We start from the raw sequence: 10,049 nt of genomic DNA, 5'->3' as shown, positions 1-10,049 counted from the left end.
TGGCCGCGCTGGGTGCGCCGTTCGAGCGTGACGGCGAGGCCTGGGCCCTGTCCCGCGAAGCGGCGCATTCGCGCCACCGCGTCGCCCGGGTGAAGGGTGATGGCGCGGGCGCGGCGGTCATGGCGACCTTGATCGAGGCGGTTCGCGCGGCCGCTCACATCGAGATCCGCGATGGCTGGAAAGCGGTCGCGCTGACGGGCGATGCGCGCGGCTGCACCGGCGCTGTCGCACAAGGCCCGGACGGGCAGACCGAAACCCTCACAGCCGACGCCACCCTGCTCGCCATGGGCGGCGCAGGCGGATTATTTGCCCTGACCACCACGCCCGCCATCGCGCAAGGCCAAGCCATGGCCATGGCGGCGCGTCTGGGCGCAGATATTCGCGACCCCGAATTCGTGCAATTCCACCCGACGGCGCTCAATGCCGGTCTCGACCCGGCGCCCCTGTGCACCGAAGCCCTGCGCGGTGAAGGCGCGATACTGGTCGACAAGACCGGTCGCCGCTTCATGAAGGCGATCCACGACGATGCGGAACTGGCGCCACGCGATGTCGTCGCCCGCGCCGTGCATCGCCAGAATACGTCGGGAAAAGGCGCCTTCCTCGATTGCCGCGAGGCGTTGGGCGAGGCCTTCCCGGAGCGTTTCCCGGCCGTCTTCGTCGCCTGTCAGCGCGCCGGTATCGACCCGCGCATCGAACCGATTCCGGTGGCCCCGACGGCGCATTATCATATGGGCGGCGTCGCGACCGATATCGATGGCCGCACCTCGGTGCCCGGCCTGTTTGCGATCGGAGAATGTGCTGCCACCGGCCTGCACGGCGCCAACCGTCTGGCCTCGAACTCGTTGGCCGAAGGGCTGGTAAGTGCGGCCCGGTTTGCCAACACCCTCAGGTCCTCGCCCTTGATGGGCGAGGGGGACCGCGAAGCGGTGGAGTGGGTGATCGGTGGTCAGCAGCAGAACGCTGCGCGTCTCACCCCTTCCGCCCCTTCGGGGCACCTTCCCCATCAAGGGGAAGGACCTGGAGCCAGCTTGCCGCCCCTCACCCTGACCCGTCTGCGCCAGGCCATGTCGCGCCATTGCGGGGTTGAGCGGAGCGAAGCGGGGCTGACCGAACTCGCCGCCTTGATCGATACGATGCGAGGCGAGCATGGTGAGGCGGATGCGTTGATCGCCGCGCGCTTCATCGTCACCGGAGCGCTGAACCGGCGTGAAAGCCGGGGTGGCCATTTCCGAAGTGATTGCCCACAAAGGCACACCAAGGCGCGCCATAGCGCGCTGCGCCTGGACGATCTCGCCACAGTCACGCCGCAACCTGCCGCCCTGACCGGTCCGGCCGAATAGGATATCCCCATGTCGATCCTGCCCCTGCCCCGCCATGCCGTCATCGAAGCGGTGACCCGCGCGCTGGCCGAGGACCAGGGCGGGCGCGGTGATGTCACCTCGCTGGCCTGTATTCCCGCCAAGGCCGAGGCGAAATTCTACGTCAATGCGCGTGAGGCCGGTGTGGTCTGCGGCTTCCAGCCGGCGCTGGAGGCGATCTGGCAATGTGACCCGGAAGCCCTGGTCAGCCCACAGCAGGAAGATGGCGACACGGTGAAGCCCGGCGATGTGCTGATCTCGGTCACCGGCCGCGCGCGCGGCCTCTTGTCCGCCGAGCGCATCCTGCTGAACTTCATGGGCCGGATGAGCGGGATTGCGACCTTCACGGCCTGCTATGTCGACGCCGTCAAAGGCACAGGTGCCCGTATCGCCCATACCCGCAAGACCACGCCGGGCTTTCGCGCTTTCGAACTTCAGGCCGTACAGGCCGGCGGCGGCGCGCTGCACCGTTTCGGGCTCGATGACGCGATCCTGATCAAGGACAATCATGTCGCCGTATGCGGCGGTGTCGCCGCTGCCGTGAAGGCCGCCCGCACCCACGCCGGCCACATGACGCGCATTGCTGTCGAGGTGGACCGGCTCGACCAGCTGGATGCCGCGATTTCGGCTGGCGCAGAGAGCGTGTTGCTGGACAATTTCTCGCTGGATGATCTCAAGGCCGCCGTCGCCGCCGCCAAGGGCAAGGTGACGCTGGAAGCCTCCGGCGGCGTCAATCTGGACACGGTGCGCGGCATTGCCGAGACCGGCGTCGACGTGATTTCCGTGGGCGCGCTGACCCATTCAGCGCCCAATTTCGATATCGGGCTCGATGAGGGCTAGGCGACGACCATCGCCATCTTGAGGGAGAGACAGACATGTTCAATCACATCATGCTCGGGACGAGCGATATCGAGCGCTCGAAGCGCTTCTACGACGCGGTTCTGGGTGCGATGGGCGCCGGCGACCCCATTCGCAATGTCACCGCGAGTGGTCATGTCCGCTATTTCTACCTGCATGAGGGCAATGCCTTTTGCATCAGCGAGCCGATCAATGACGAGCCGGCCACAGCCTCCAATGGCTCGACCATCGGCTTCAAGTGCAATTCGCCGGAACAAGTGGTCGAATTTCATGATGTGGCGGTCGCCAATGGCGGCACCTCGATCGAGGACGCGCCCGGTCCTCGCACCACGGATATGGGCATTCTGCACCTGGCCTATGTCCGTGATCCCGATGGCCACAAGCTGTGCGGCATTCACCGTCCGGGCTGAGATGGGGCGTTCAAGCGGCGCCTGGTTTCATGCCGGGCGCCACGGCGCACAACCCGCCATAGGTCGCTTGTCAGCCAGCAGGCCGAATCCGGATCTTCAGCTCAAGGGTGAAACCGCGAAGCGGCCCGGCGGGCCCTTGACCTGAAGATCCGGATACGGCGATCTCTCGGCAAGCGATTTATGGTGCGGTTTGCGCCGGAGGCGCTGGAGAGAAACGAGGCTTCATGGTGTTTGCCCGGTCTAGTTTCCCGACACACCGGCACCTAATCGGCCAGCTGATCGACCAATTCCGTCAGCTCGCCCCTTGCCAGGCTCGGTGCCTCAAGCTGGCCGGGCCGTGAAAAGGGTGACAGCTCGAAGTAATTGGCGACGCTGTTGAACCAGACGGCTTGATCGCCCTGCACGGCGACCACCCAGACCGCGAAATCAAACCCGGTCTCGACCGGTGCGCGCCAGGTTTCCGGCTCGATCATCACGCCTTCCCAGAACGCCCATTGCGCCTCGGACAGCCTGCCTTCGGCGACAATGAGGATACCGCGCAACTGCGCCGCAGTGACAAGACTCATGATTTCAGGATCACTGCGCCGGCCTCGCCCTTGGCGGCGATTTCCTCATCACTGAGACCGCAGATCTCGTGCGGGAAGACCAGCCAGTCATCGCGCTCATGGACGAAATAGTCCGGCGTCAGATCGGTCGTATTGCGCAGGGGTTTGTAATAGACGGTCGCGATCCGGGCATCGGCGGGGAAATTGCGTCGGCACTTGGCTTGCAACACCTTGAGCACGGCCGCGATGGAGCGGCCGCTGTCATAGACATCATCGACGATCAGCAGCCGGTCATCGGCATTGAGCGTGTCGACCAGATAGCCCTCGCCATAGACGCGAACATTGCGGTCCTGCTCGCCGATACCGGTATAGGAGGCGGTGCGGATGGCGATGTGGTCGGTCTCGATCCCGCGATACGCCAGATACTCCTGCACCGCGATCCCGACCGGCGCCCCGCCACGCCAGACACCGACAATATGAGTGGGACGAAAACCGCTCTCGAGGATTTGCCGCGCCAGGCGCAGACTGTCTTCGAGCAGGTCATTGGCGGAGATGTAGTGCTTGGCGCTGGTCATGATCGCAGGATGACCCGGTTTGCCAATGCAGCTCAAGCATTTGCCACCGGCGCGGCACAGCCTAGGCTGCGCGCCAGCAGATCGGGGAGTTGATATGCGCCAGGACCCTTCCCTGCCCGCCGGGCAGGTTCACACGCTTTACATCGACAGCCAGGCACTCGCCTGCAATCGCCTTGGCGATCCGACCCGGCGCCGGGTCGATGTCTATGTCCCGCACGGGCATGACGGGTCCGGCCTGCCGCTCCTGGTCGACCTGGCCGGCTTCACAGGCTCCGGCCTGGGCCATGTGAACTGGAAGAATTTCGGCGAGAATATCCCCGAGCGCGCCGACCGGCTGATCGCCACCGGCGTCATGAAGCCGGCCGTGATCGCCTTTCCCGACTGCTTCACCCGGCTGGGCGGCAACCAGTATGTGAACTCACCGGCGATGGGGATGTGGGAGGATTTCCTGATCAAGGAAATGCTGCCGGGCATCGAGAACAAGTTCGGCTGTGGCGGCACCGGCAAGCGGGCCGTCTTCGGCAAGTCCTCGGGCGGTTATGGCGCCATCATGCACGCGCTCTGGCATCCCGATGTCTGGGCCGGCGCGGTCTGCCATTCCGGCGATATGGGGTTCGAGCTGATGTTCGCTACCGATTTCGCCCATACGCTGCGCCGCATGGCCAAGCATGGCGGCACGATTGCCAGCTTCATCGAGGCCTTTGAGGCCTCCCCCAAGGTCTCCGGCGATGATCTGCACGCGCTGATGACCCTGGCCATGGCCGCGACCTATGACCCCGATCCCGACCCGGATGTGCTGATGGGCATCCGCCTGCCGGTGACGATGGATACGTGTGAGCTCATCCCGGAGCGCTGGGCCGAATGGATGAAGTTCGATCCGCTCGAGATTGTCGACACGCATGGCGAAGGGCTGAAACAGCTCAAGGCCTTGATGATCGATTGCGGCGATATCGACCAGTACAATTTGGTCTATGGCGCCCGCAGGATGACGCGCAAACTGACAGCCATGGGCGTTGCACACCGCTATGAGGAATTCCCGGACACCCATTCCTCCATCGATTACCGGATGGATGTCTCCCTGCCCTATCTCGCCGAGGCGCTCAGCGACTGATCCCGGTCAGGCGTTGGCTTTCGCCTTCGGCGCCACGATCTCCGGCTTGTCGCCTCCCACAGACCGGCTGACTGCGGTCGCGACGATGGCGATCAGCAGGCGGGCGATGATGGTGAAGAAGAGGAGCACGATCTTGTCGTCGGAGACCGCGAAGCGGACCCCGGCGCGCCAGCGTCCGCCGATCGGCAGATGGGCGATCTGGTCCTCGACCCAGTCCGCGGCATCGAGCAGTGAGTGCAGCACGCCCTCGGCTGCGATCGAGATTACGGCCAGCATGATGATCGCGATGACGAAGGACAGGAAGAGCGTCGCCATCATTGACGAGACCTGGCTGATCAGACCCGGTTCCTTGACCTTGTATCGGTCATTGCCGCCGGTCAGGGCGGTGAAACTCCCCCCGATGATCGCCAGGATGATACGGGCGATGATGGTGAAGATGAGCAGGACGATCTTGTCGTCGCTGGCAAACAGGCGGACGAAATTATTGTAACGGTCTTCCAGCGGGATGGCCGCAATCATGTCCTCGAGCAGGTCCGCGCCGTCCTGGACCCAGCTGAGCCAGTCGGCAGCATAGAACCACAGCAGAACCAGCATGAAGATGGCCATGACCATCGACAGGAACAGCGTGGCGGAAATCTTGGACAGACGCGCAAGCAACATGATCTTCCCCCGCCGCCCGGTTTCTTGATGTCAGACGGCCTCGTTGGGCACCATAACGCCGATCCCGCTCGCCGTCGCGGGTGAACACGTGAGGCGCGAAACCGGCCCTGCCGCGGATCGCAAGGCGCGACCCGCGGCGGTATCTCCGGTCTAGCCGGCGATCAGCTGGATGGTCAGCGGGCTGCCATCGGCTGACCAGCCATCCGTGACCCAGCGCTCACCGGGTGCCAGGCCTTCATTCCACGGTCCGCAATTCTCGTCGGCGCCGTTTTCGGTCATGACCTGGATGCAGAGCTGGCTGTCATAGGTCCAGGTCCCGGAAATGCCGCGACTGTCGCTATAGCTGCCATCGGCCTGGAACCAGGCATCGAAGGACTGCTCACCCATGGTCACACGCACGGCATGACCGAACGCGTTTTCCATGCCGTCAGCCAAAGCTGGCGCAGTGAGGCTTGCAGCGGCCAGACCGGCCACAATCAGATATTTCATGGATTTCTCCCCGATAGGCAGACTCGCACGAGTCCGCATGCGCCCCCTTGCGCGAAGCAAGGCTAGCAAACTCGCCTGTTCGGGGAAACCGGAATCCGGTCTGAGCCGGAAACCTGTCAGAGGTCGTCCGGGTCGCCTTCCTCGGACTCGGTCGAGGGCACTTCGACGATCTGCACCCAGTATTCGCCGATGGAGTTGACCACCCGCATCAGGCGATCCAGCGAGATCGGCTTGACGATATAGGAAGACGCTCCCAGCCCGTAGGAGGAGAGAATATCATCCTCGTCCTTGGACGTCGTCAGCACGATGATCGGAATATGCCGCAGATCGGCATCGGCCTTGATCTCCTCAAGCGCCTCGCGGCCATCCTTCAACGGCATGTTGAGATCGAGCAGGATAATCCCCGGGAAGGGTGCGCCCTCGCGGTCTGCGTAATTGCCTCGTCGCTTGAGATAGTCCACCAGCTGCTCGCCATTCTCCAGAAAGTCGAGCGGGTTGCGCAATCGCACTTCCTCGCAGGCTTCCTTGAACAGCAACCGATCATCCGGGTCGTCATCGACCATCAGGATGGTGAAAAGCTGGTTTTCGTCGCTCATGATGACAGCCTCAACCCGGTTAGAGCCTTGATTTGGGATCGTCTTGTAACAAACTCGCCTTTTGAAGCGGCAAGATCAAGGTGAAGACCGCGCCATTTCCGACTTCTCCCTGCGCATGCAGCGTTCCGCCATGCCGTTCGGCAATTTTTCGCGCTGTGGCCAGACCGATCCCGGTCCCGGGATAAGCGTCGCGTGTGTGCAACCGTTCAAAGGGCTGAAAAATCCGGTCCGCCTTGTCCGGTGCGAAGCCGATCCCGTTGTCAGCGCAACGAAACTCGACCCGCCCGTCAGCGCGTTTCTCGCCGTCAATCGTGATCCGAAGCGGCCTGTCGGCGTGCGCATACTGGATGGAATTGGCGAGCAGGATGGTGAACAGGATGCGGAATTGCGCCCGGTCGCAGTGAACGTCCGGCAAATCGCCGATGACAACCTCTCCGCCCGAGGCGGCGAGGCGATCGGCCGCGGACGCAACGAGCTGGGAAATTTCTTCACCCGCGTCAAAGCCCTGCGGGTCGGTCGACGCGTCATTGATACGCGCGTACTGGGCCAACTCGTCCAGCATGCCCTGCATGCGCGTTGCCGCATCGGACATGCGCTCAGCGCAGCGGTCAATCTGGGCATCGGGAGCCGGACCGAGGCGCTCTCGCAATCGCTCACCAAAGGTGATGATCTTGCGGACGGGCTCTCGCAAATCATGACGCGCTGCCTTGGCATAAAGCTCAACATCCTCGAGTCGACGCTGCAGGGCGTCCGCCTCATCGCGCTGCCGGGCATTCACCCGCAAACCGTAAACGGCCAGCGCGCACAGGCCGGCAACGGAGAGCGCACCCAACCCCAACAGCACAGTCTCGCCAAAGGCGGGGCGTGGTGATTCAAAAAAGGGCCGCAGCACCACGAGGGTGAGCACACCGCCAGCTGCGCCGATCAGCACCGGAGCAAATCGGTCAAGCGCTCGCTCGCGAAATGTCATGCCTGCCCCTGCTGTCCCATGAAGTCGCTACATCACGCTTCCCTGCCGCACGGGCAGGAGCAGGGTGAAAACGGCCCCGGAATCCGGCTCGCCCCAAGCCGTCAACTCGCCGGCATGGCGCTCGGCGATCTTGCGGCAAGTCGCCAGACCAACCCCGGTTCCATCAAACTCGTCACGCCCGTGGAGGCGTTCAAACATGCCGAAAATGCGCTCGGCATGGCGAGGCTCGAAACCGACGCCATTATCCGCCACGGCAATCCGCGCAATGGCACCATTCTCACCCACTTCCACACTGCCCTCAATGGAGATCGAGGGCTGCACACCGGGGCGACGGAATTTGAGCGCATTGGCCAGAAGGTTGAGGAAGAGCTGATGCATCTGCCCGGGATCGGCTTCGATCGCCGGTAATTCACCAACCCGGATCTTGGCATCCTCCGCATTGATGCGCGGCTCGAGGTCCGAAAGGACATCGGCGACGACCGTCGACAGATCAACAGGAAGGAAATTGGTGGTCTTGGAATTGACCCGCGAATAGCTGAGCAGATCATCAATGAGGCGGCGCATTCGCGTCGAGGCGTCAACCATCCGTTCCAGATAATGCCGCCCGGTATCGTCCAGCGCGTCATGGCATTTATTGTTCAACCGCTCGCCGAAGGCTTGGATTTTGCGCAACGGCTCCTGCAGGTCGTGCGAGGCCGCATACGCGAATTCCTGCAGCTCGGAGTTCGAGCGTTTGAGTTCCTGAGCATAGCGGCGCAGGGCGAGCTCATCGCGCTTGCGATTGGTGACATCCCGGAATGTGACCACGGCGCCGGCCGATTTGTCATCCGGATCAATCGGCGAGGAGGCGGATTCGATCGGAATGGGTTGGCCGCTCTTGGTCCAGAAGACATCGCCGTCCGGTGATTCCGCCGACACACCCGCACAATGGATCGCGCATTCCTCGCGCGGAAAGATCGAACCATCGCGCCGGGAATGATGCACCACATTGTGCATGGTCTTGCCGATGAGCTCGTCCTCGCGATAGCCCAGCATGGCGCAGGCGCGCGGATTGATGAAAGTCACGACCCCGTCGCCATCGATCCCGTAAATCCCCTCGGCCACTGTCATCAGGATCTGGGACAGGCGCTGATTGGCCTCATGCGTGGCCTGGGCCCGACGCCGGGTGATCGAACGGTGCGCGCTGAACAGGACGGCCAGCAATATGAAGGAGAGCGCCATCGCCACGGCAAAGACCCGCAGGACAGCGCGCGCCTGGTTGGCGCCGGCCATCGCCTCGCCCAGTTCGACCTCGGTGATAATGCCGATATCGCGGGCCGGGTCCCAATCCCAGGCCCCCATCACCAGCACACCACGCATATCGCGGTATCCGCGCAGATTTCTGCCCTGCCCCTCGGCAATGACCCCGGCTGCCGCTTCGGTCAGAGGCCATTCGGCATAGGGACGGGACGGAATGCCGCCCATCGTGACATCAATACCGGGATCACGGACTTCGACATGCAGGATCGAAGGATGCCCCTCGACCAGCAGGTCGGCCTCGATCAATTCCTCGCCGTATCGCGTCTCGGTCAACAGACGCCCTTCACGATCAATGGCAAAGGTCTCGCCAGACACGCCCGTGCGCCCGACACGGAAGGTGGCTGTGTATTCGGACAGGGGATCAATGCGCAGCGCCAGGTAGCCCAGCAGGGTGTCGCCACTACTGACCGCCGCGACGGCATACATCAGGATTTCCTCATCGACCGCATCGGCATTGCCGACATCCGCGACGTCGATCAGGTCGACGATATGCGGCCGGGTGAGAACAACCCCGGCCGAATTGAGGCGATTGGCATTGACCAGGTCGAGCACGAGTGAGGGCTGCCCCAGATCCTCATCGCGCATCGAGGCGAGAGTCGTGCCATTGGGCGCGATCACGGTGAAGCCGCGATAACCATACTCGGTCAGCCAGGGTCCCAGCGTCTCGCGCAACCAGGCTTGTTCCTCCGACCGCGCCAGATCGGCGGGAACCGGCGACTCCCCCAACCCTTCAAGCGCCGTCCGGATGCGTTCATTCTCGGCCCAGATTCGGGCGTCATTCTCTCGCGCCTGTGCCCAGAGCTCGAAGCGTTGACGCGTATTGCGCAGAACCGTTTCCAGCGTCCGGAGGTTGGTTTCGCGGGCGGAGGACATCAACCGCCCCTCACCCGCCATCACGGCCAAGGCGACGATGAAAATACACGTGACTGCAACCAGGCCGGGCAAGACCTGCCCCACCCAGCTATCCGTGTCGGTCAGACGCTGGACGGCCGATTTCGGCGCATCGGCATCCGACGCGGTTCGAAGATAGGTATCGCCGCTTGGCGTTGTGGTCATTCGAATCGGCCCCGATCCATCACCCCGTAAGACGCATCCTAGTGAATTTGCCGCACTTGTCCCCACTTGAAGCCACATTCGGGGCAAAAATGGGTCCAAACGCGTCAGCTGGGGTTCAGGCA

At 63.2% G+C, this 10,049-nt stretch carries 11 protein-coding genes; 4 read left to right on the top strand and 7 right to left on the bottom strand.

Annotated elements, in window-relative coordinates; genetic code table 11:
* The 3 genes from Q0X62_RS13950 to Q0X62_RS13940 all read left to right on the top strand — a co-directional run.
* Window positions 1–1,340 (top strand): FAD-binding protein (locus Q0X62_RS13950; protein ID WP_297737068.1); only part of this gene is annotated, 1,340 nt, incomplete at its 5' end.
* Window positions 1,341–1,349: 9 nt separating this feature from the next.
* Entirely contained in the window at window positions 1,350–2,198 is an 849-nt protein-coding gene (gene nadC, locus Q0X62_RS13945; protein ID WP_297737065.1) for a carboxylating nicotinate-nucleotide diphosphorylase, read from the top strand.
* Between the two features lie 35 nt (window positions 2,199–2,233).
* Window positions 2,234–2,626 (top strand): VOC family protein, encoded by a 393-nt coding sequence (locus Q0X62_RS13940; RefSeq protein ID WP_297737063.1) that lies wholly within the window; start codon window positions 2,234–2,236, stop codon window positions 2,624–2,626.
* Between the two features lie 263 nt (window positions 2,627–2,889).
* On the opposite strand, the gene Q0X62_RS13935 is transcribed toward Q0X62_RS13940, so the two are convergent.
* Window positions 2,890–3,192, bottom strand: coding sequence for a hypothetical protein (locus Q0X62_RS13935; RefSeq protein WP_297737061.1), 303 nt, complete (start codon window positions 3,190–3,192; stop codon window positions 2,890–2,892).
* On the bottom strand, window positions 3,189–3,746 hold the full coding sequence (locus Q0X62_RS13930; protein ID WP_297737057.1) for a phosphoribosyltransferase: 558 nt from the start codon (window positions 3,744–3,746) through the stop codon (window positions 3,189–3,191). The genes Q0X62_RS13935 and Q0X62_RS13930 overlap by 4 nt, the downstream gene beginning before the upstream one ends.
* A gap of 94 nt (window positions 3,747–3,840) precedes the next feature.
* Here Q0X62_RS13930 and Q0X62_RS13925 point away from each other — a divergent pair, with 94 nt between their 5' ends.
* Window positions 3,841–4,857 (top strand): alpha/beta hydrolase-fold protein, encoded by a 1,017-nt coding sequence (locus Q0X62_RS13925; protein WP_297737054.1) that lies wholly within the window; start codon window positions 3,841–3,843, stop codon window positions 4,855–4,857.
* 6 nt (window positions 4,858–4,863) lie between these two features.
* Here the strand turns inward: Q0X62_RS13925 and Q0X62_RS13920 are convergent, their stop codons facing one another.
* The 5 genes from Q0X62_RS13920 to Q0X62_RS13900 form a co-directional block, all read right to left on the bottom strand.
* Complete coding sequence (locus tag Q0X62_RS13920) at window positions 4,864–5,517, bottom strand: hypothetical protein (protein ID WP_297737051.1); 654 nt, start codon at window positions 5,515–5,517, stop codon at window positions 4,864–4,866.
* 150 nt (window positions 5,518–5,667) lie between these two features.
* The gene (locus tag Q0X62_RS13915) at window positions 5,668–6,006 is read right to left on the bottom strand and encodes a hypothetical protein (RefSeq protein WP_297737048.1); all 339 of its coding nucleotides are present in this window, start codon (window positions 6,004–6,006) and stop codon (window positions 5,668–5,670) included.
* Between the two features lie 116 nt (window positions 6,007–6,122).
* Window positions 6,123–6,602 (bottom strand): response regulator, encoded by a 480-nt coding sequence (locus Q0X62_RS13910; protein ID WP_297737045.1) that lies wholly within the window; start codon window positions 6,600–6,602, stop codon window positions 6,123–6,125.
* 19 nt (window positions 6,603–6,621) lie between these two features.
* Window positions 6,622–7,572, bottom strand: a complete 951-nt coding sequence (locus tag Q0X62_RS13905) for an ATP-binding protein (protein WP_297737042.1) — start codon at window positions 7,570–7,572, stop codon at window positions 6,622–6,624.
* A 27-nt stretch (window positions 7,573–7,599) separates the two neighbouring features.
* Complete coding sequence (locus Q0X62_RS13900; RefSeq protein ID WP_297737039.1) at window positions 7,600–9,927, bottom strand: ATP-binding protein; 2,328 nt, start codon at window positions 9,925–9,927, stop codon at window positions 7,600–7,602.
* Window positions 9,928–10,049 lie beyond the last annotated feature (122 nt).

The sequence above is a fragment of the uncultured Maricaulis sp. genome (assembly GCF_947259345.1).
In the GTDB taxonomy this organism is placed as follows: Bacteria; Pseudomonadota; Alphaproteobacteria; order Caulobacterales; family Maricaulaceae; genus Maricaulis.
The sequence above is the reverse complement of the archived record's forward strand: the minus strand, read 5'-3'. Positions and strand labels throughout refer to the sequence as shown.